General features: G+C 68.2%; 17 protein-coding genes. 12 read left to right on the forward strand and 5 right to left on the reverse strand.

What is annotated here, in order from left to right:
- Positions 1 to 243 precede the first annotated feature (243 nt).
- A complete protein-coding gene (locus IEX88_RS26455) occupies positions 244 to 1,104 on the forward strand; it encodes a helix-turn-helix domain-containing protein (RefSeq protein ID WP_188855477.1) in 861 nt (286 codons plus the stop codon).
- Here IEX88_RS26455 and IEX88_RS26460 read toward each other — a convergent pair.
- Together IEX88_RS26460 and IEX88_RS26465 are read right to left on the reverse strand one after the other, a co-directional pair.
- Complete coding sequence (locus IEX88_RS26460) at positions 1,088 to 2,041, reverse strand: fatty acid desaturase (protein WP_188855478.1); 954 nt, start codon at positions 2,039 to 2,041, stop codon at positions 1,088 to 1,090. The genes IEX88_RS26455 and IEX88_RS26460 overlap by 17 nt on opposite strands.
- 84 nt (positions 2,042 to 2,125) lie before the next feature.
- Entirely contained in the window at positions 2,126 to 2,296 is a 171-nt protein-coding gene (locus IEX88_RS26465; protein WP_188855479.1) for a hypothetical protein, read from the reverse strand.
- A 57-nt stretch (positions 2,297 to 2,353) separates the two neighbouring features.
- Between IEX88_RS26465 and IEX88_RS26470 the strand changes: the two genes are divergently transcribed.
- From IEX88_RS26470 to IEX88_RS26495, 6 genes are read left to right on the forward strand one after another with little or no spacing between them, the layout of a single operon-like run.
- Complete coding sequence (locus IEX88_RS26470; protein WP_188855480.1) at positions 2,354 to 3,898, forward strand: ABC transporter substrate-binding protein; 1,545 nt, start codon at positions 2,354 to 2,356, stop codon at positions 3,896 to 3,898.
- A 2-nt stretch (positions 3,899 to 3,900) separates the two neighbouring features.
- A complete protein-coding gene (locus tag IEX88_RS26475) occupies positions 3,901 to 4,908 on the forward strand; it encodes an ABC transporter permease (RefSeq protein ID WP_188855481.1) in 1,008 nt (335 codons plus the stop codon).
- Positions 4,905 to 5,780: an ABC transporter permease gene (locus IEX88_RS26480; protein WP_188855482.1), complete on the forward strand. Its 876-nt coding sequence runs from the start codon at positions 4,905 to 4,907 to the stop codon at positions 5,778 to 5,780. Before IEX88_RS26475 ends, IEX88_RS26480 begins: the two co-directional genes overlap by 4 nt.
- A gap of 1 nt (position 5,781) precedes the next feature.
- Entirely contained in the window at positions 5,782 to 6,762 is a 981-nt protein-coding gene (locus IEX88_RS26485) for an ABC transporter ATP-binding protein (RefSeq protein ID WP_210319345.1), read from the forward strand.
- Positions 6,759 to 7,778 (forward strand): oligopeptide/dipeptide ABC transporter ATP-binding protein, encoded by a 1,020-nt coding sequence (locus tag IEX88_RS26490; RefSeq protein WP_188855484.1) that lies wholly within the window; start codon positions 6,759 to 6,761, stop codon positions 7,776 to 7,778. Before IEX88_RS26485 ends, IEX88_RS26490 begins: the two co-directional genes overlap by 4 nt.
- A gap of 11 nt (positions 7,779 to 7,789) precedes the next feature.
- Positions 7,790 to 8,806 carry an ornithine cyclodeaminase family protein gene (locus IEX88_RS26495; RefSeq protein ID WP_188855485.1) on the forward strand — a complete coding sequence of 339 codons (1,017 nt, stop codon included), beginning with the start codon at positions 7,790 to 7,792 and terminating at the stop codon, positions 8,804 to 8,806.
- A 45-nt stretch (positions 8,807 to 8,851) separates the two neighbouring features.
- Here the strand turns inward: IEX88_RS26495 and IEX88_RS26500 are convergent, their stop codons facing one another.
- The 3 genes from IEX88_RS26500 to IEX88_RS26510 form a co-directional block, all read right to left on the reverse strand.
- Positions 8,852 to 9,451: a DUF2585 family protein gene (locus IEX88_RS26500; protein ID WP_188855486.1), complete on the reverse strand. Its 600-nt coding sequence runs from the start codon at positions 9,449 to 9,451 to the stop codon at positions 8,852 to 8,854.
- 207 nt (positions 9,452 to 9,658) lie between these two features.
- The gene (locus IEX88_RS26505) at positions 9,659 to 10,534 is read right to left on the reverse strand and encodes a LysR family transcriptional regulator (RefSeq protein ID WP_188855487.1); all 876 of its coding nucleotides are present in this window, start codon (positions 10,532 to 10,534) and stop codon (positions 9,659 to 9,661) included.
- Between the two features lie 218 nt (positions 10,535 to 10,752).
- Entirely contained in the window at positions 10,753 to 11,652 is a 900-nt protein-coding gene (locus tag IEX88_RS26510) for a sugar phosphate isomerase/epimerase family protein (RefSeq protein WP_188855488.1), read from the reverse strand.
- A gap of 685 nt (positions 11,653 to 12,337) precedes the next feature.
- Between IEX88_RS26510 and bcsN the strand changes: the two genes are divergently transcribed.
- Genes bcsN through IEX88_RS26535 form a run of 5 tightly spaced genes read left to right on the forward strand, consistent with a single transcriptional unit; the run spans position 12,338 to position 21,426 of the window.
- Positions 12,338 to 13,213 carry a cellulose biosynthesis protein BcsN gene (gene bcsN, locus IEX88_RS26515; protein ID WP_188855489.1) on the forward strand — a complete coding sequence of 292 codons (876 nt, stop codon included), beginning with the start codon at positions 12,338 to 12,340 and terminating at the stop codon, positions 13,211 to 13,213.
- Positions 13,207 to 15,405, forward strand: coding sequence for a UDP-forming cellulose synthase catalytic subunit (bcsA, locus tag IEX88_RS26520; protein ID WP_188855490.1), 2,199 nt, complete (start codon positions 13,207 to 13,209; stop codon positions 15,403 to 15,405). Before bcsN ends, bcsA begins: the two co-directional genes overlap by 7 nt.
- Positions 15,402 to 17,900 carry a cellulose biosynthesis cyclic di-GMP-binding regulatory protein BcsB gene (locus IEX88_RS26525; RefSeq protein WP_188855491.1) on the forward strand — a complete coding sequence of 833 codons (2,499 nt, stop codon included), beginning with the start codon at positions 15,402 to 15,404 and terminating at the stop codon, positions 17,898 to 17,900. The genes bcsA and IEX88_RS26525 overlap by 4 nt, the downstream gene beginning before the upstream one ends.
- Positions 17,897 to 18,943, forward strand: a complete 1,047-nt coding sequence (locus IEX88_RS26530; protein ID WP_188855492.1) for a family 8 glycosyl hydrolase — start codon at positions 17,897 to 17,899, stop codon at positions 18,941 to 18,943. The genes IEX88_RS26525 and IEX88_RS26530 overlap by 4 nt, the downstream gene beginning before the upstream one ends.
- Positions 18,940 to 21,426: a cellulose synthase gene (locus tag IEX88_RS26535; protein WP_188855493.1), complete on the forward strand. Its 2,487-nt coding sequence runs from the start codon at positions 18,940 to 18,942 to the stop codon at positions 21,424 to 21,426. The genes IEX88_RS26530 and IEX88_RS26535 overlap by 4 nt, the downstream gene beginning before the upstream one ends.
- Positions 21,427 to 21,622 lie beyond the last annotated feature (196 nt).

Raw genomic sequence — 21,622 nt, forward strand, 5'->3', positions numbered from 1 at the left:
CCTGGCGCCATCTCGGCAACCTCGTCACCACCATCGGCCCAGACGAATGCAGCAACTATTTCGCAAGCGCCGGCTATGCTTCCAGCAAAACCTGAAACGCTCTAAGCCCGTGCCCACTGTCCGGGCGGGCCCTGCCCGAGCAGTTCGTGCCGGCCGATGGAGAAGGCATCCCGGCGCCCGTTGGGAATGCGCACTTTCATCTGCTATGATGTGCAAACTAGATTCCGATGTGGGAGATCGCCGATGCCGGGGACAGCGAACAGGCCGGCGGCTTCCGAGATCTTTCGCCAGCGGCTGCAGCAGGTGATCGACCGTTCGGGGTTGAACCAGGCCGCCTTCTCCCGCTTCGCCAAGGTCGACCGCTCGACCCTTTCGCAGCTGCTCACCGCCGACAGCGCGCGGCTGCCGCGGGCCGACACGCTGATCTCCATCGCCTCCGCCTGCCACGTCTCGGTCGACTGGCTGCTGGGCCTCACCCAGCGCGAGGAGATCGGCGCCGAGATCATCGAGGCGATCCTGCAGATCGAGCCGCACGCCCGAACCCCGATCGACGAACTCTTCGTCAAATGGATGCGCGAGGCGGAGGGTTTTCGCATCCGCACCGTCCCCGAGACTTTTCCCGATTTCCTAAAGACCGAGGATGTGCTGCGCTACGAGTACCGCCGCGCTGCCTTCGGCTCGCCCGAGGATGCCGTCGGCGCGGTCGACGCCCGGCTGGCGCTGATGCGCCGGCCCGACAGCGAGCTTGAGGTCTGCATCTCGCTGCAGGCCTTCATCACCCTCGCCCATGCGCATGGCAAATGGGACGGCCTGCCAGCGGCCATGCGGGTCGCACAGCTGGAGCACCTGATCCAGCTTTATTCCGAGCTGTATCCGAGCCTCAGGATCTACTGCTACACGCTGAGCGAGGTCTATTCGAGCCCGTTCACCGTATTCGGGCCGAAGCGCGTCGCGCTGTTTCTCGGCACCAGCTATCTCGTCCTCAACACGGTGGAGCATGTCCGCCTGTTCGGCCGCCGCTTCGACGAGCTGATCCGCCTCGCCGTCGTCCAGCCGCACCAGATCACCGACTTCCTGACCGAGCTGATCAGCGAGGTGAAGTGACCATATCCGCCCGCGCCGCGACGGGATGCACGACGCTGTCGTGGTCGTTGAAGAGGAAGCGACGGGCCACCTCGCCATAGCCGTTGTAGACGTGGTCGCCGTTCTCGCGCAGCAGGCGGGCGCGGTTCTCGCGATACCAAGCGGGGATTTCGTACCAGGGCATGGTCGGCCGCTCGTGATGGGCGGCGTGCAGATTGTTGAACAGGAACAGCGGCCCGAGGAGCCAGGAGTTCTCGACGACGGCGGTACGCTCGGCGACGCCGTCCGCCGCCTTGTGCTCGGCGAAGGAGCGGATCAGGAGCAGCGAGATCGCGGGGTAGACGACGGCCAGCGCATAGAAGACCGGGTCGATGCCGCAGATCGCGACCAGCCAGTAGGAGACGACGGCGACGCCCACGGCATGCTCGGTCCAGGCGCGGATCGCCGTGCGATCGCCGCGAAACAGCTTCACCGCCTCGTCGGCGAAGAAATGGCTGACGGCCCAGGCCGGGCCGATCACGAGGCGGCCGGCGAGTGTCTTCTGCAGCCGCAGGAGAAGGCGCGCCGGCCGCGACAGCGCCTGCCAGTCGGCTTCCGTCAGGTAGCGCGATTCCGGATCGTCGAGCGGGTCGGTCAGGCGGTCGTCGTAGTGATGGCGCAGATGCGAATGGCGGTAGGTCTCGTAGGGCAGCCAGAGCGAGATCGGCACGATGGCGATCGCCCGGTTGATCGCCCGCGAGCGCGTCGGATGGCCGTGCAGGATCTCGTGCTGCATCGAGCCGTGCCAGGCCACCAGCCAGGCGCAGAGCGGGGCAAAGATCCAGGCGGGCATCGCGGCATGGGTGTAGGTCAGGACGCCGAAGCCGCCATAGATCAGCACGGCGAGCGCGACGGTCGGCCATTCGATTCCTGGCTTTTTGCGCCCCGCCTGTCCATGCTGCCTGCCCTTGCCGATCATCCCGTACTCCTCTCGTTGCCGTGATCAGGATGATCCCGCGAGTGAGGTTGCACAACGATTGTCTTGCGGCATCTCAATACCAAATCAGACAGAACGAGTGAGATAGTTCGTTTCCACGACAGTATGATGAAAAGGTAACGCGTGCGACGCGCCGATGCCCCGCAATGCCCTCGTGCGGAAGGCATGAATTGTTTCCCACGGCCCCGAAAAGAGCATGGCTTCGCCTTTACTTCCTTTCGCAGTTGCGTCGAACATGCGGCCTCTTTCGGTCCCAGTGCGGACCGCAGCCATCCCCCGCGGAGTGACGACGCCATGCCGACCTTCAACCGACGCTCGTTCCTCGCTGCCACTTCGGCCTTCGGCCTGGTCGGTGCGATCGACCTGCGCCTGCCCGCCCGCGCTGCCGACGCCGCACGGCTCACCACGCGGGTCGACAAGGACTACACGATCTTCGATCCCGCTTTCCGCGTCAGCCCGGGCGACGGCAATGTCGCGCGCAGCGTCTTCCATCGCCTGATGGCGCAGAAGCCCAATTCGGCCGAGCTCGAGCTCGATGCGGCGGCCGAACTGACGCAGGTCTCGCCGACCCTGATCGAATTCACCCTGAAGCCCGGCCTGATGTTCACCGACGGCTATGGCGAGATGACCGCCGAGGACGTGAAATTCTCCTTCGAGCGCTTCTCGATCGCCGCGCCCGAGGGCCAGGAATCCACCTACAAGGGCGACTGGGCGGGCCTGGAAGAGGTCGAGGTCACCGGCAAATATACCGGCAAGATCAAGCTCTCGAAGCCCAATGCCGGCCTGATGGCGATCGCCATCGCCGACGTCTCGGGCTGCATCGTGTCGAAGAAGGCCGTCACCGAACTGGGCGTCGCCCACAACACCAAGCCGGTCGGCTCCGGCCCCTACCAGCTCGTCTCGGTCGAGAAGCAGCGCGGCGTCGTCCTGAAGCGCAATCCGGACTATGCCGGCACGGCGCCGCATTTCGACGAGATCGAGGGCCTGTTCATCCCCGATTCCAAGACGGCGGAACTCGCGCTGCGCTCCGGCGAGCTCGACTTCGCCGTGCTGCCACCAACCGTTGCCACGCCGCTGAAGGACGTCGAGGGCCTCGCCGTCGAGGAGAACCCGGGCCTCGCCTATATCTGGCTCGGCATCAACATGGAGAAGCCGCCGTTCAACGACCTGCGCGTGCGCCAGGCGGTGCGCCTCGCCCTCGACGTCGACCAGATGCTCCTCGCCGGCTATGACGGCAAAGCGCCGAGGCTGAACGCGCTGATCCTGCCGCCGATCACCGGCTTCTGGGCCGACGCACCCGCCTACCAGCGCAATGTCGAGGAGGCCAAGCGCCTGCTCGCCGAGGCCGGCCAGACCGCGATCACGACGCGCATCACCGTCCTCAACCAGCCCGCTTTTACCAACATGGCGCTCGTCGCCCAGGCGCTCCTCGCCGAGGTCGGCATCACGGTCGAAGTCGACGCGCAGGAGGGGGGCACCTACTGGACGGCCGGGGCGGGCGACGCCGGCAAGGATATCGACCTCTTCATCATGCGTTTCAACGGCAAGCTCGATCCGAACTTCTTGATGCAGTGGTTCGTCACCAGCCAGATCGGCATCTGGAACTGGCAGCGTTTCGCCAGCCCCGAATTCGACGCGCTGGCAGACCAGGCGCTGGCCGAGATCGATCCGGCCAAGCGCGCCGAGCTCGTCATCGCAGCACAGAAGCTCATGGACGAGTCCGCCGCCTTCGTCTGGCTCACCAATGACGTGGCGATGACCGTGCACGACAAGACTGTCGCGCCCGCCTTCCTGCCCGGCGCCATCGACTGGCAGTTCGACCGCTTCACCGCCGCCTGAGCATGACCCTTGCCACCCGCCTGCGCGCGCTGTCGGACCATCCGACGGCGCGCTACCTGCGCAGCCGCGTCGCGAGCCTGGCGCTGACGATCCTCGGCGCGATCCTCCTGCTCTTCGTGCTGTCGGCCGTGGTGCCGGGCGATCCGGCGACGGCCCTGCTCGGCCCGCAGGCGACACCCGAATATGCTGCCCGCTTCACCGAGGAAATGGGACTCAACCAGCCGCTGCCGATCCGGCTCGCGACTTTCCTCGGCAACATGGCGACCGGCAATCTCGGCACCGACGTCCTGTCGGGACGGCCGGTGCTGGACGTCGTCCTCGCCGTCCTGCCCTACACCTTCGTCCTCACCTTCGCCGCCATCGGCCTCGCCGTCCTCCTCGGCGTGCCGCTCGGCTGCTATGCCGCGACGCACAAGGGCGGGGTGCTCGACCATGTCATGGCCTTCGTCAGCGTCGGCTTCATCGCCATTCCCTCCTTCGTCATCGCCATCTTCCTGCTCCTGATCTTCACGCTCTGGCTGAACTGGCTGCCGGTACTGGGCGCAGGACGGGCCGGCGACTGGGGCGACCAGGCGATGCGGTCGATCCTGCCGACGATCGCCCTGTCGCTCGGCTGGATCGGCTTCATCGCCCGTCTGGTGCGCTCCTCGATGCTGGAGGTGCTCGGCGCCGGCTACATCCGCACGGCCCGCGCCTACGGCCTGTCCAGCCGTCTCGTCACTTACAAATACGCGCTGAAGAACGCCTGCATCCCGACCATCGCCATTCTCGGCATGGGCATCGGGCGCCTGCTCGGCGGCGCGGTGCTGGTCGAGATCGTGTTTTCCCGCCCCGGCCTCGGGCGGCTGATCTACGACGCCATCGCCACGCGCAATTTTCCCGTCCTGCAGGGCGCGGTGCTCGTCACCGTGATCGCCTTCGTCGTCACCAACCTCCTCGTCGATCTCAGCTATTCCGCCATCGACCCGCGCCTGCGCGCCGCCGCCGGCCGCCAGAAGCAGCCGCTATGAGCCGCCTCTCCGGCGCGGCCTCGACCGCCAGACGGATCGGCGCGACGCTGCGGGAGGTCGCGTCCAGCCTCAGCGGCGCCGTCGGCCTCGTCCTCGTCGCCGCCGTGCTCATCGCGGCACTGTTCGCGCCGTGGATCGCCACCCACGACCCGGACAAGCTCGACGTTCTCAACCGCTTTTCCGGCCCCAGCGCCAGCCACTGGCTCGGCACAGACCATCTCGGCCGCGACCTCTACAGCCGCCTCGTCCACGGCTCGCGCGTGGCGATGATCGTCGCCGTCTCGGCCATCACCATCGCGCTCGTCATCGGCACCTATCTCGGCATCGTCATGGCGCTCGCCGGCAAGGGTTGGGAGCGCGTGGTGCTCGTCCTCTTCGACGTTGTCTCGTCCTTTCCGAGCCTCGTCCTCGCGCTCGCCGTCGTCGCCATCTTCGGCCCGTCGACGCTGCTCGTCGTCATCGTCGTCGCGGTGACGCTGATCCCGCATTTCGGCCGCGTGGCGCGGGCCCAGGTGCTGACGCTGAAATCCGCTCCCTTCATCGAGGCGGAACGGCTGCTCGGCGCCTCGACGACGCGCATCGTCGTCTCGCATCTCCTGCCGAACATCTCGGGCCCGCTCGTGGTCCTCGCTTCGATGGACATTCCCAGTGTCATCACCATCGAGGCCGGGCTGTCCTTCCTCGGGCTCGGCGTCCGGCCGCCCTTCGCCAGCTGGGGCACGCTGATCAACGACGGCTACACCTATCTCTCGGACTCGCTGATCCCCGTCACCATCGCCAGCGCTGCGCTGGGGCTTGCCACCCTCGGCTTCACGCTGTTCGGCGAGGCGCTGCGCGATGCCGTCGATCCGCGCTCGAAACAGGGGCACTGAGATGAGCGAGGCCCTCGTCACCGTCCGCGGCCTGACGCTGCGCGCCAGCACGGAGCGCGGCGAGGCCCATATCCTGCGGGGCCTCGACCTCGACATCATGCCCGGGCGGATCCTCGGCGTCGTCGGCGAATCCGGCTCGGGCAAATCGTCGCTTGCCGCCTGCCTGCTGCGGCTGCTGCCGGACAACCTGACGGGCCTTGCCGGCACGATCGAGATCGACGGCACCAATCTGCTGGCGCTGTCCGAGCGGGAGATGGACGCCTGGCGCGGCACGCGCCTCGCCATGATCTTCCAGGACCCGATGACGGCGCTGAACCCGCTCTTCACCGTCGGCACCCTCCTCACCGACGTGCTGCGCCGGCGCCATCCCGGCCTCTCGCGCCGCGACGCGCTGGACAGGGCGGAAGCCCTTCTTCGCTCGGTCGGCATTGCGGACGCGCGCCGGCGCCTTGCGGCCTATCCGCACGAGCTGTCCGGCGGCATGCGGCAGCGGGTGATGATCGCGATGGCGCTGTCGGTCGAGCCCTCTCTGCTGGTCGCCGACGAGCCGACGACGGCGCTCGACGCCACCATCGAGGCGCAGATCGTCGACCTGTTCGATCGCCTGCGGCAGGATTTTTCCGGCTCGATCGTCTTCATCTCCCACCATCTCGGCCTCGTCGCCGAACTCTGCGACGATCTCTGCGTCATGTATGGCGGCACCATCGTCGAGACCGGGCCGGTCGCCAGGGTCCTCGCCGCGCCGCGCCACCCGTATACGCGGGCGCTGATCGACTGCGAGATCGAGACCGACGACGACGGTCCGCTGAAATCGATCCCCGGCGACGTTCCCGACCCCGTCGCGCCGATGCGCGCCTGCATCTTCGCACCGCGCTGCCCGCGCGTCGGCGAGGAATGCCGGACCGCCGTCCCGGCACTGATGGCGATGGGGCCCGGCCGGACGGCCGCCTGCTTCCGCCCGGTTCCGGAGGCCGTGGCATGACCGGGCCGCTGATCTCTCTCGCCGACGTGTCGCTCGTCTTCGACGGAAATGTCGGCGCGCTGAACCATATCTCGCTCGACATCGCGAAGGGCGAGACGGTCGGGCTCGTCGGCGAGTCCGGCTCGGGCAAGACGACGCTCTGCCGCGTCCTCGTCGGACTCGCCGAGGCCACCGCGGGCACAGTCGCCATCGAAGGCCGACCGCTGGACGCGCTGATCGCGGCCGATCCGCTCGCCTTCCGACGCAAGGTGCAGCTGCTCCTGCAGGACGCCGTCGCCTCGCTGTCGCCGCGCATGCGGATCGGCCGCCTTCTGGAAGAACCGCTGGCGATCCACGGCATGGATCTCCTCGCCGGCCGCCGGCGCATCGCCGATCTGCTGCAGCGCCTCGGCCTGCCGCAGGGCGTGCTGGACAAATACCCGCACCAGGTCTCCGGCGGCCAGGCGCGGCGCGTCGCCATCCTGCGCGCTTTGATGCTCGGTCCCTCGATCATCGTCGCGGACGAGCCGACCGCGGGCCTCGACGTCTCCGTCCAGGGCGATCTGATCAATCTGCTGGTGGAGCTGCGGGGCGATCTCGGGCTCACCTACCTCATCGTCAGCCACAATCTGAATGTCATCCGGCGCATCGCCGACCGGACGGTGGTGATGTATCTCGGCCAGATCGTCGAGGCGGCCCCGACCACCGCCCTCTTCTCAGGGCCGGCGCATCCCTACAGCGCGGCTCTGCTGTCGACCAATCCGGCGATCGATCCGAGACGGCGCCGCACGCGGATCGTGCTCGAGGGCGAGATTCCGAGCGTCGTCAGCCCGCCGCCGGGCTGCCGCTTCCACACCCGCTGCCCGATTGCCGCGGCGCGCTGCCGCGCGGAGGAGCCGCAGTTGCGGCCGCTGCCGGACGGGCGGCAGGTCCGCTGCCATTTCCCGCTGACCGAGCCCGAGGGCGCTGCCGCCTTCGCCGCTGCCGCGCAGCGGCACGCCAACGTCCCGGCCGATCGCCCGCGGCCCCTCGCCTGAAAGACTCTGACATGACCGACACCCCCTTCCCGCCGATCTACATCGACTATCTCAACCGCCTCGACGTCGAGGCGCTCGCGATGAGCGACGACGAGATCCTGGCCGCGATCGAGGGCTCGCTCGCCATCCAGGGCCGCGGCGAGGCGGTGATCGAGCCGCGCATGCATCTGGAGCCCGGCGTGGCGCGCGGCCATTTCAACGTGCTGCGCGGCTCGCTCGGCGGCGCGATCGATTCCGCCGGCGTGAAGGTCGTCGGCGACTTCGTCGACAACTACCAGCGCGGCCTGCCCTCAGAGCTCGCCGTGCTCACCCTGTTCGACCGTTTCGACGGCCGCCCCAAGGCGATCCTCGACGCCTCGGGGATCACCGACATGCGCACCGGCGCGGTCACCGCCATCGGCGCGAAACATCTCGCCCGCAAGGGCTCCAAGATCCTCGGCCATGTCGGCGCGCGCGGCACCGCCTACTGGAACGTGCGCCTCCTCGACCGCCTGTTCGACTTCGACGAGATCCGCGTGCACTCGCGCCGGCCGGAAAGCCGCGACGGTTTCGCCGCCCGCCTGTCGCAGGATCTCGGCAAACCGGTGGTGGCGACCACCGATTGGCAGAGCTGCGTCGAGGGCGCCGACATCGTCGTCGAGGCCTCGCGCCTCGAAGCGCCCGAGCCGATGCTGAAGACCGAGTGGATCAAGCCCGGCGCCTTCGTCGTGCCCTATGGCACGATGAGCGCCGTCGAGCTGTCCTTGACCGACATCATGTCCAAACTCGTCGTCGACGACTGGGGCCAGTGCAAGGGCGGCAAGTTCGGCTCGCTGCGCGCCCATGTCGAGGCCGGAAAACTGTCGGAGACGACGCTCCATGCCGAGCTCGGCCAGATCGTCGCCGGCCTGAAGCCGGGGCGCGAGAACGAGGCCGAGACCATCCTGTTCTGGCACCGCGGCCTGTCGCTCTCCGACATCGCGCTCGGCCACGCCATGCTGGAAAAGGGCCAGAAGCTCGGCATCGGCCAGAGGCTGCGCTTCGCCTGAGAGTGCGGAGCGGAGAGCGCCGAGGCCCTTCGCTCCCGTCTCAGCCTAGAGAAGGCCGAGGACCTTCAGCGTGCCGAGCAGAAAACCGTCGCCGATGGACGCGGCCAGGGCGACATCGATCAGGACCGCGAGCACCAGTGTCGCCCGCCAGCCGAGAGCCCTCGCGACGAAGAAGCCCAGCATTACGAAGCCCGTGTCGCTGAGGGCGTTGACGATCGTGTCCCCGGCATAGGCGCCGGGCTGGCCCGACTCGTTGAACAGGCGGATGACCGGCGGCGTGTTTTCCACGATCTCCCAGATGACGCTGCCGACGACCGCCACCACCAGCCGGGACCGCACCGGCCATCCTGGCTTCAGCGCCTCGAGAAAGACGTAGAGGGCGGCGCCGAACACCGCGTGCATGAAGGAATAGGGATCGGACAGGTGTTGCGAATTCGCGCTGGCCTCGAATCCCGCGCTCCACAGAAGCAGCGGCTCCGGAGCCAAGGACCGCCCGAATAGCCAGAGCGAGCCCGCGGCCACCACATTGACGGCGAGGCAGAGCAGCACGCAGACCGCCATCGACGGCTTGCGCGCGCCTGCAGGTCCCGTCTTCGCCAGCGTGTCGAGGGTGTCGTCGCCGATATCATGGGAAATCTGCGTCATGGTCGGGCGGCACCGTCGGACACGCTGGCGGGGTCGGGAAAGGGCATGGGTCCAAAATCCCTCGGTAAAGGGTTGCGCCGTTCTCCGTCGGTTTAGGGAAATCCCAGGGCGCACGCAGCACACGCCGTCAGGTCTACTTAGGACAGGCCGAGCAGAGGGACCACACCGAAAGATTCACCCGATGCTTGGCCGGATGTCCGGCCATCCTCAGCCCAGCAGCTTCAGGAAGGCCGCGGCCGCCTGGCTGGGGTGCCGGTCCGCGTGCCGGACGGCGAAGAAGCCGCGTTCAGGCAGCGCGAAATCGAGCGCCGCCAGCGTTCCGGCCTGGAGCGAGGCCGCCACGACGAGACGCGACAGCACGCTGACGCCGCCGCCCGCCTCGACCGCGGCGCGCACGGCCTCGTTCGACGGCAGCTCCAGCGCAACAGTGATGCGCGCGGGATCGATGCCCTGCCCCCGCAGCATTGCGGCCAGGATGGCCCGCGTTCCCGAGCCCGCCTCGCGCATCACCCAGACCGCCTGACGGAGATCCTCCGACCCGATCGACGGTTTTGCGACCAGCGGATGATCGGGCGCGGCGAACAGCAGGAGCTCGTCGCCCGCCACGCGATCGAGCCGCAGACTGGCATCCCTGACGACGTCCTCGACGAAGCCGAGATCGGCTGCACCCTCCTCCACCGCCCGGCAGGTCTGCTCGGTATTGCCGATGACGAGCGTCAGCGCGATGCCGGGATGCGCCCGGCGAAAGCGCTGCATGACCGGCGGCAGCCAGTAATTGCCGACGGTCTGGCTGGCGGCGAGCGACAGCGTCCCGCGCGAGAGGCCGGTGAGGTCGTCGAGCATGCGCACGGCGGCATCGGCCCGGGCCAGAACCGCCCGCGCCTCGCCGAGGAACAGTTTTCCCGCCAGGGTCAGCTCGATCCGTCGGCCGACCCGGTCGAACAGTCTGACCGCATGGCGCTCTTCAAGGGCCGCCACGGCCGCGCTCACCGCCGACTGCGTCAGGCCGAGAAATTTCGCCGCCTCTGTGACATGTTCCCGCTCGGCGACGGCGATGAAGATGCGGAGCTGTTCGAGGGTCACGGGCTTTCCGGCGGCAGGATCGGGGAAGGCGGACCTTTCGGCCTGCCAAGCCCCGTCTTTGGCACGGCGAGGGCGTCGCGCCCTAGCGCTGTTTTCGCCGGAGGATTCCCTTCGCCGGCGGTGTCCTCACGCGTCGACGGCGACGGACGAGGGCAGCGCCCTCGGGGCGCTGGCGGGCGAAAGCTGCGGGCGGGCCGCCGATCGGAACGGGCCCTAGCTCATACAGGAAGGCGGCTTCGCTCCCTCGCCTGTCGCTCGGCCTCCTGTGCGGCCTTCAGCTGCGCCTTGGTATACATCAGCGCATGGCTGGCGAGGTCGTGGCTGTCCTCCCAGAGATTGCGCCAGATGCCGAGAATCCCCTCCAGCGGCTGGCCGACGACGCGCGAGGAAAAGCTCTCGAAGGTGATCGGGCCCTGATACTTCATGCGCACCAGCGCCCGGAACACCTGGGCGAGATCGATCGTCCCGGAACCCAGATAGCCGCGATGCGAATCGCCGGTGTGGAAATAGCCGAGATACTCGCCGGTATCGGCGAGGGCGGCGGCGATGTCGGATTCCTCAATGTTCATGTGGTAGACGTCGAGATGCACCTTGACGTTCGGCGCTCCCACCCGCCGGACCATCTCGACGCCCTGCGCCGCCGTGTTGCAGATGTTCGTCTCGTAGCGGTTGACCACTTCGAGGACGAGCGTGATGCCGCTCCGGGCGGCGATCTCGGCGACGGCGCCCAGCGTCTCGGCCGACTGGGCGATGCCGTCCGCGGTCGGCGGCCGGTCGTATTTGCCGAAGACGGAATAGAGGATGCCGCCGATGAATTCCCCGCCGCAGTCGCGGCAGACGGCGACGGCGTCCTCGAGCTTCTGACGACCGCGCCGGCGCTTGTCGGCGTCGCCGCTCGAAATGTCGCTGTCGAAGCTAAGGCCGAGCGAGAAGTTGATGCCGATTCCCGCCGCCTCGAGCTGTCGGCGGGTGAAGACGGGATCGATGAGGCTCGGATCCAGCGCCGGCGCCTCGATGAAGTCGAATCCGACCTCCGCGGTCCGGGCGATCGCCCGCGCACATTCATCCTCGCTCCACCCCGCCTCCCAGACCAGCGCGTGCACCCCGAGCTTGTTCATCCCGTTTCCTCCCGTCGGCCGTCGCGTTCGCGATTGCGGCCGGCGCATCGAAACACAGCGGCGCCGTCACGGCTAGCCAGGGGCGGCAGACGCCATGGCGCGTGGAATGCGGGCGGCCGCGCCTAACCCGCGACTGGCACGTCCCGTCAGCAGCGGACGCGGCGCGCCGACCAACCCTGGCCGCAACGCTCGCCTCCCCTCGGAAGGCAGCGTCGCACAAGATTTGGCTGTCAAACTATTGGACAGCTAAGAACACGGCGATGTGATCATCATCCCATGTGATACGGCGCTGGTTGCTCGTAAAGAAGTTTGACGAAAGCCTGACTTATATTGATGCAGTGAGCCCTTTGATGGATGGGCGAATGTAAACCGGCATAGATCCGACCCAAATTTAAACAAATACCCGGATCCGGCGCTGCATTACTAAAAAACCAGGGGTGGAGCTTGCTTCGTCCTTTCTCTGCCGAGGACGATGGCGCAGCGCATGGAATGGCATGACGATTATCAGCAGGGGCCCGGCGGCGGATCGGCACGGCAGCCCGGTTGCGGCGCAAGATCGGGCGGTGGCTGCTTGCGCTTGCCGGTCCGTGCCGGCTTTCTTGGCCTTGCGGCCCTCGCCGCGTCCGCGTTCCTGTCGGCCTGCGGGGTCACGGGCCAGCCACAACTGTCCTCCCCGCGGCAAAGCGTGGAGCTGGAAGAAGCCTTCGCTCTGCCGCCGCCGGGCGGACCGGCCCTCGTCGCCGTGGTCGAGCAGCGCTATCCCAATGCGACCGAACAGAAGATCCTGCTGCAGGGCGACGGTCGCAGCGTGGGACAGAACTATCTTCTCGTTCGCTTCTTCGGACCGGTCGGCAGCGACGTTCCCTACCGCACCGCTCTCAGCGACCGGCCGATCGCCTCGACCAACATGTCGGCCGAAATGCGCAAGGCATTGCCCGGCATCGCGATGGGCCGCTCGCCGCTGTTCGTGCAGAACCGCTACGGCCCGTTCGGCTATGCCGTCGGCACGGCGCCGTCCGGCGACACCTGCCTCTACGCCTGGCAGCGCATCAGCGACATCGCCTCGGCGCCGCGGCTGTTCAGCCCCAAGGGCAGCATCCAGATCCGGCTCAGGCTGTGCTCGGCCAGCGCCGGCGCGGAAGAGCTTTTGATGGTGATGTACGGCTTCACCATCAAGGCCGCCTTCGGCGACGCCGGCTGGAACCCCTATGGTTCGCCGGACGGACCGGACGCTTCGCTCGGCAAGGCCGGTGCGCCGATCTATCCGAGCGACCCGCGCGACCTCGACCCCGAAGTCGTCTTCGAACCGGCACCGCCGCCCGCGGCACCGGCGTCGCGGCCCGCCCGTCGGCCAAAGCCGCCGGCCGCCGCGGTCGTCACGCCGGCACCGCCGCTTCCGGCGCCGATCGGACCGGCCATTCCGGCGCCGCCGACGGGCCTGTCGAGCGATGCCGGCACCGGTGACGCCCCGGCGGGCGCCGCTGGTCCCGACACGGCCGCCACGACGGTGCCCTCTCCTCCGACCTGCGCCACGGGCGAGCCGACGAGAACCCCATGCTGAAACTTCTGCTGGGTCTCGTCTGGGCCTGCGTCGCCGCCGTTTCGCTGGCCGTCATCACGCTGCCGATCAGCCTGCAGACGCAGCTCATCGCGACGGCGACGGTGCTGGCGGCGATGGTCGCCATCAAGGTGACGAAGCTTGGCGGCACCTGGCGCCTCGTGGCCCTCGCGCTCGGCACCACCGTGGTCCTGCGCTACGTCTTCTGGCGCACGACGAGCACGCTGCCGCCGATCAACCAGATCGAGAACTTCATTCCGGGATTCCTGGTCTATCTGGCCGAGATGTACAGCGTCTTGATGCTATTCCTCAGCCTGTTCGTGGTGGCCGCGCCGCTGCCGTCGCGGCCGGCGCGGGTGAACTGGGACGGCGACAACCTGCCGACGGTCGACGTCTTCATCCCGAGCTACAACGAGGGAACCACGCTTCTCGCCAACACGCTCGCGGCAGCGCTGACGATGGACTATCCGAGCGACCGGCTGAAAGTCTGGCTGCTCGACGACGGCAGCACGCTGCAGAAGCGCTCCTCGGAAAACGCCGGTGAATCGCAGACCGCCGAAAAGCGCCATGCGGAACTGAAGCAGCTCTGCGCCGATCTCGGCGCCACCTATCTCGCCCGCGAGCGCAACGAGCACGCCAAGGCCGGCAATCTGAACAACGGGCTCCTTCATTCCGAAGGGTCGCTGATCGCCGTCTTCGATGCCGACCACGCCCCGGCGCGCGAGTTCCTGCTGGATACCGTCGGGCATTTCGAGGAGGATCCCCGTCTCTTCCTCGTCCAGACGCCGCATTTCTTCGTCAATCCCGATCCGCTGGAGCGCAATCTCGGCACTTTCGAGAAGATGCCGTCGGAAAACGAGATGTTCTACGGGATCATCCAGCGCGGCCTCGACAAGTGGAACGCCGCCTTCTTCTGCGGCTCGGCCGCGGTGCTCAGGCGCGAGGCGCTGAACGAGGCCGGCGGCTTCAGCGGCGTCAGCATCACCGAGGACTGCGAGACCGCACTCGACCTGCACGGCCGGGGCTGGAACAGTGTCTACGTCGACACGCCGATGATCGCCGGCCTGCAGCCGGCGACCTTTGCCAGCTTCATCGGCCAGCGCAGCCGCTGGGCGCAGGGGATGATGCAGATCCTGCGCTTCCGCATGCCGCTGTTCAAGCGCGGCCTCTCGCTGCCGCAGCGCATCTGCTACATGTCGTCGACGCTGTTCTGGCTGTTTCCGTTCTCCCGCGCGATGTTTCTCGTCGCGCCGCTGTTCTACCTCTTCTTCGGCCTGCAGATCTTCACCGCATCGGGCGGCGAGTTCCTCGCCTACACCGCCACCTATTTCGTGGTGAACCTGATGATGCAGAACTACCTGTTCGGCTCCTACCGCTGGCCGTGGATCTCCGACCTCTACGAATACGTGCAGACCGTCCACCTCTTGCCGGCGGTGGTCTCGGTCATCCTCAATCCGCGCAGCCCGACGTTCAAGGTGACGGCCAAGGACGAATCCATCCTGCACGACCGCCTGTCGGAGATCAGCCGGCCCTTCTTCATCATCTTCGCGATCCTGCTCGTCGGCGTGGGCGTCACCGCCTACCGGGTGATCACCGAGCCCTACCGCGCCGACCTGACCTTGGTGGTGGGCGGCTGGAACCTTCTCAACCTTCTCCTGGCTGGATGCGCGCTCGGCGTCGTCTCGGAACGCGGCACCCCCAGCGCCTCGCGGCGGGTCGCGGTCCGTCGGCGCTGCGACCTTCTGATCGGCGACAGGGTGTTTCCGGCGACCATCGACAATGTCTCGGTCGACGGCGCGCGGTTGCGCGTCTACGGCTCGGTGCCGGCGGACCTCGTCGCCGGAGGCGCAATTAGCATGCGGTTCCGGCCGCATTCCAAGTCCGGAACGGCGTCGCTTCCGGCCGTCGTGCGCAATGTCCGGCCGGAGCCCGATGGCGCCTCCATCGGCTGCAGCTACGTCACGAGCCAGGCCGCCGACCATTTCCTCGTCGCCGACCTCGTCTTCGCCAATTCCGAGCAGTGGCGGGCGTTCCAGCTCGCCCGTCGCAACGATCCTGGCCTGGTTCGCGGCACGGTCTGGTTCTTCGGCCTGTGCCTCGCGCAGACCTGCCGTGGCTTCGTCTACCTTTTCCACCAGATGCGGGGCAGCGATGCCCGTCTTCGCGCCACTCCGGTCGCGGCGAAACTGCCATGAGGCAGATCCTCCCCCTCGCCTGCCTGCTGCTGATGTCCGCGACGCCGCTGCAGGCCCAGCCCGCCCCCTTCGACATGTCGCCGGAGAACGGCGGCGCGAACCGTCCCGCTCCGGTGGTCCGGTCGGCGCCCAAAGCGAGGGAGCAGACGGCGCCGAACGAACCGTCGCCGGCAGCGCCCGGCTTCGGGTCGGCGCCTGCAGCCGGTGTCGCACCGCCGCGCCCCACCCCGTCGACGGCACCGACACCCATCCCGACCACTCCGGTGCCGGCCGATGCCGGTCGCACGGCTGGCTCTCCGCCGGCTGCGGATCCGCCGTCGGTCGAAACGCCCAAGGGGCCCGCCTTCCGCCGCTACCTGCTGCCGATGGACGATCTGACGCTGTCGGGCGAGACCGCGACCCGCACCTGGTCAGTTTTCCTGACGGCCGAGCAGGCCGCTGCTGGCCCCACTCTCCACGTCGGCTACCAGAGCGCAATCTTCGTGGCGCCGGAAACCTCGCGCCTGACCGTCTCGATCAACGAGACACAGATCCTCGACGAGGCGGTGAGTTCGCCCGGCGGGGTCAAGGAACTGGCGGGGAAAGTGCCTGTCGGGCTGCTGAGGGCCGGATTCAACGTCATCAGTTTCGCCGTGAGCCTGCGGCATCGGACCGACTGCACGATCGCCTCGACCTACGATATCTGGGCCGACATCGATCCGGCCCGCAGCTTCCTCGAATTTCCCGGGGGCGACACCGGCGACCTCAGGCGAATCGATGACCTGGGGGCGGTCGGCGTCGACGTGGCGGGCCAGACCACCTTCAACCTGATCGTGCCGCCGGGCGATCTCGCGCCGCTCGCAGGGCCGATGCTGAGGCTGTCGCAGGGGCTGGCGATGCTGGCCAACATGCCGAACCAGGACATGGTGCTGAGCCAGGGCGCAGTGCCGGAACCCGCGGACGGCGAATTGACCGTGCTCGCGGGCCCCGCCGCGGAGATCCGCGCGCTCGCCGTATCGCTTCCCCCGCTGGCCGGGGAGCAGCCGACGCTCGGCTTCGTGAAGCTGCGCCAGCACCCCGGCAGCACCGCGCTCGTCGTCACCGGACCGGCCTGGAAGGACGTCGAGGCCGCCATCGAGCGACTGTTGTCGCCCATCGACCGGCCGCTTGCCGTCCACCGCAGCGATCTCTCGTCCCCCTCCTGGCGGATGCCCGACGCACCGCTCTTCCTCAGCGGCGGGACCGTCTCCTTCGCGGACCTCGGCGTGCCGACGCAGGAATTCTCCGGGCGGCGGTTCCGAACCGAGTTCGCCGTCGGCATCGCCGCCGACTTCTATGCACAGGCCTATGGCAAGGCGACCATCCTTCTCGACGGCGCCTATACCGGCCAAGTTCTGCCGGGCAGCCATTTCGATATCTACGTCAACGGCGATGTCGCCACGACCCTGCCCATCGGCTCGAGCGGCGGCGCGGTTCTGCGCGACTATCCCGTGCAGTTCACGATGCGGCACTTCAAGCCCGGCATCAACCAGATCGCCATCGAGACCATCCTCCTGACGGCCGATGATACGACCTGCCTGCCCGGGTCCAACGCTGCAGGTCCCAGCCGCTTCGCCATCTTCGGCACCTCGCAGCTGAGCATTCCGGATTTCGCCAGGATCAGCAGCCGGCCCAACCTCGTGCCGATGCAGGGCGTCGCCTATCCCTACAACCGGGCGGCCGAGCCGATCCCGCTGATGCTGGCAGCGGGCGGCGCGGACGGGGCCGAGGTTATTTCCGCGGCCGGGACGCTTCTGGCAAAGATGTCCGTCGCCGCCGGCCGCCCGATCCCGTTCGAGATCCAGTCGTCCGCCGCCACCGCGGCGGCCAAGGATGCTCTCTTCGTCGGCATCGCGCAGGCGATGCCGCCCGGCGTCCTCGCGCAGGTCGGCGTCTCCGAGGCGTCCAGGACCAACTGGGGTCTGGCCGCCGCCGATCCGGGCGCCGGCGGGTCGGGCGAGATCATCGCCAAATGGCAGGAAGAATACGGCGAAGGCGGCTGGCGCCGGCCGCTGGCCATGCTGCGCAACTGGCTCAAGGACAGTTTCGACATCTCGCCCGCCGAGATCCGGCTGGCGCCGTCCTCCAGCGTGGAATTCGTGCCGGGTGCGGAAGCGACGCTCCTCGTCGCCCAGGGCGACAGCCCCGAGGGCGACAAGGTCTGGACCGCCTTCAATGCGCCGACCGCCGCTGAATTGTCGTCCGGGATCAAGGCATTGACCCGGAATGATGGCTGGAGTCAGCTCGGCAACAGCGTCACCACCTACGCCTCGGGTACTGGACTCTTCACCCAGGCACCCGGGGGAGCCGTTTCTTTGGTCCAATCGCAACCCTTCTCCATCGCCAACATGCGCCTCGTCGCGGCCAACTGGCTGTCGGAGAACGTGCTTTCCTATGCCGGCCTGCTCGGGATCATGGCGGTTCTGCTGGGACTGGCGTCGACGGCCTTCGCCTCGGTCCTGGGCCGGCGGAAATGACCTGGCGAACGACCCTCGTGGTCGGCGTCCTTTCAGCCCTGCTGGCCGGAACGCAGCCGGGCCGCGCCCAATCCACGGTCGGCGCCGAGGACTGGGCCGCCTACAAGCGTGCCTTCGTCACCGCCGAAGGTCGGATCGTCGACGATGGCAACGGCAATATCAGCCACAGCGAGGGACAGGGCTACGGCCTGCTCCTGGCCTATCTCGCCGGCGACGCCCCGCAATTCGACCTGATCTGGTCGTTCACGCGCACCGAGCTCCTGTTGCGCGACGACGGCCTGGCCGCCTGGAAGTGGGACCCCGCCGCGACGCCGCATGTGACCGACAGCAACAATGCCAGCGACGGCGACATCCTCATCGCCTATGCCCTCGGCCTGGCCGGCCGGGACTGGAAGCGGGCGGAGCTGACGCGGGCGGCGGGCGAGATCGCCACCGCGCTTTCGCGCGTCATCCGCGAGGAGGAGGGTCAGAAGATCCTCCTGCCCGGCGCAACCGGGTATGGCCGCGACGATCGCCCGGACGGGCCGATCATCAATCTGTCCTATTGGGTCTTCGAGGCCTTTCCGCTCTTCGCCACGATTGCGCCTGACATCGACTGGGAAACGCTTTCCCGGGATGGCGTCGCGCTGCTCGGCCGGTCGCTTCTGGGACCGAGCCGCCTGCCCCCGGAATGGCTGTCGATCCGCACGCGGCTGCGGCCGGCGGAAGGCTTTCCAGCGGAGTTCGGCTACAATGCCCTGCGCATCCCGCTCTATCTCGTTCGCGCCGGCTCCACCGACGCCGCGATGCTGACGGCGTTGCGGGACGGCATGAGCCCGGTGCCGGGACAGGTCGCCATCGTCGACATCGCTTCCGGTGCGACGAAGGAAAGCCTCGCCGACCCGGGATACGCGATCATTCCCGCCCTGGTCAGCTGCGTCCTCGACAAAACGCCGATTGCAGAACCTCTGCGCAGTTTCACGCCGACGCTGTATTTCCCGTCGACGCTTCATCTGCTGTCACTGTCCTACCTTGCCGAGCACCATCCGGAATGCCTGACATGACCTGGCGCGTCGGCCTCGCTCTTTCCATCGCCGGCATCGAAGTGCTGGCCCTCGTCGTCGGGCTCGTCGTGTTCTTCGGCAATGGCGGCGGACAGACCGTCGTCATCGGTCCCTGGATGGCACCGGCGCTGGCCGCAGAGACGGCGCCCGGACTGGGCTTTCCGCCCGAGCCCGTTTCCTCCCCGGCCGCTGCGTCCTCCCTGGCCGCGGTGACGGCGCCCGGAATGGTGCCGGCATCCGATCTTGCCATCCGCGCCTTCGATCGGCCGAAAGCCGTCTCGGTCTTCTCCTTCGCCGACCCCCTGCCCGCACCGACGGCAGTCGCGCCGGCAGCGGCGATGTCGGACGGGGCCCTCGTCGCGGCGCCCGCCGCCAGTCCAGACCCCGCCGTCGCTCCGGCCGCCGAGACCATCGCGCCGGCGCAGCCCGCGGCGGCCGCGCCGATAGCGCCCGATCCGCAACCCGAACCGGCCCCGACGGAAGCGCCGGCCGCAACCGTCGACGAGACGGCGCTGCGCTACTTCGCCCGCCAGGGCGATACCCGCCGGCTGGAGACGGAAATCGCGCGGCTGCGCGCGCTCTATCCCGACTGGACGCCGCCGGCCGACCCGATGCAGGTTCCCGACATCGGCGACGCCGCGCTCGACCGGATGTGGCAGCTCTATTCCGCCGGCAAATATGCCGAGGTACGGGCAGCGATCGCCGAGCGGCAGCGGACCGAACCCAGCTGGCAGCCGCCGACGGACCTGCTCGACCGCGTCGGCGTCGCCGAGGCGCGGATCCGGCTGGTCAACGGCTCCAATCTGCAGCAATACGAGACCGTGATCCGCATCGCGACCGAGACGCCGAGCCTTCTGACCTGCAGCGAGGTCGACGTCCTGTGGCGGCTGGCCCGCGCCTTCGTCGAGACCAAGAAGCCGGCCCGCGCCCTCGACGCCTATCTCTACATCCTGACCAATTGCGAGAATTCCGGCGAGCGCCTGGCGACGATCCAGATGGCTGTCCTGCAACTGGACCGGCCGGCGCTCGACAGGCTCCTGGCGCTCGGCCGCGCCGGTCCCGACGGCGTCGACGAGTTCGCCTCCGTCCGTGCCGACCTCGCGCGCCGCAGCGTCGACGCCGCCGGACAAGATGCGGCCGTGACGGCCAGCGAGGCCGATCTCGACATCGTCCGCGGTCTGGCGGAGAACGGCGGCAAGGCATCCGACTTGCAGCTGCTCGGCTGGTATCACCTGCGCCGCGATGCGCCAGCGGTCGCCGGCGACTGGTTTGCCAAGGCCCATGACGCCGAGGATACGCCGGAATCCGCGCAGGGACTGGCGCTGTCTCTCCTGGCGCAGTCCAAGCCCGTGGAAGCCGAGACTGTCATGCGGCCCTGGTCGGACGAGTCGGAAGCCTCCCGAAAGGTCTACGTCGCCGTCGCCGCCAATCTTCTGGCGATCGAGCCGCCGCTGGTACAGACGCCCCCGGTGCTGCAGGCGATCGTCACGGCCGTGGTGAAACTGCGCGACGCGAACGCCTCGCGGCAGCTCGGCTGGTACTCCTATGCCCTCAACCAGTTCGCGACCGCCGGCCAGTGGTTCGGCTTGGCACTGGAATGGCAGTCGGACGACGAAGCTGCGGCCTTCGGGCTCGGGCTGGCGCGGCAGCGTCTCGGCGACACCCGCGGGCTGGCCCAGCTTCAGGCCGCCTGGGATGGGCTTTCGCCGCGCATTGCCGCCATCGGCAAGGCCGGCTCGCCCGGCGCGGCCCCGGGTCCCGCCGCGCTTCCTCCCTCGCCGGTGCCCCCGTCCACGGCTCAGGCCGCCGTCTCGCCGCCGGTGACGGAAACGGCGGCGCCCGCCATGCAGCCGCTCGCCTACGCCGAAACGGCACCGGCGCCGCGGGTCGCGCGGGTCGCTGAGGTTCCCGTCCGGCCGGCCCGGACCGAGAGCCGTGTGCGGGAATCCTCGCCGCGCCGTTCCTGCCATGCGAAAGGAAATCGGCAGGCCCTTTCGGCCGCGGACTCCCTCCAGCTGGGCTGGTGCCTGATGGATCTCGATCGACCGCTGGAAGCCGTTCCGGCCTTCGAGCGGGCTCTGACCGCATCGTCCGCCCAGGTGCGTCAGGATGCGGCCTACGGGCAAAGCCTTGCCTTCCTCAAGGTCGATCTCGTCGACAAGGCGGCGGTGGCCGCGACGCGCGAACCCCAGCCGCAGTCGCGACGGGTCGAACTGCAGACCGCCCTGCTGACGGCGCAGGCCGTAAATGCCCTCGACGCCAAGCGGCCGGTCGAAACGCTGATGGCGCTCGAACAGCGCTCCCGGCTGGCGCCCGACCGCGTCGACCTGATGATCCTGCGCGGCTACGCCTATTTCGATCTCGGTCGCCTGAGCGACGCGGAAAAGGTGTTCTCGGCCGCCGCGAAGGCCGGCAGCCGCGAGGGCGTCCGCGGCGTCAACCTCGTCAAAACCGCCAACCGCAGCTTCGTCCCGGTCGACTGAAACGGAAGGTTGTCCTCGCGATCCGCGCTTGCCGTAGCTTGCCGTCTTCGCATACTCCGGAAGGCGGCGCGCCACCGTTCCGGATTCCGCTCTAGAGCGGTTCAGCGTCAGCTTGAATCGGTCCGGATTCCCTAAGCTTTGATTCTGTGATTCAAGATGCTGGCTGGGTGGGAGGCCAGCATCGGATGGGTCGACC

Origin of the sequence: Aureimonas glaciei, assembly GCF_014643375.1 — a bacterium.
Lineage (GTDB): Bacteria > Pseudomonadota > Alphaproteobacteria > Rhizobiales > Rhizobiaceae > Plantimonas > Plantimonas glaciei.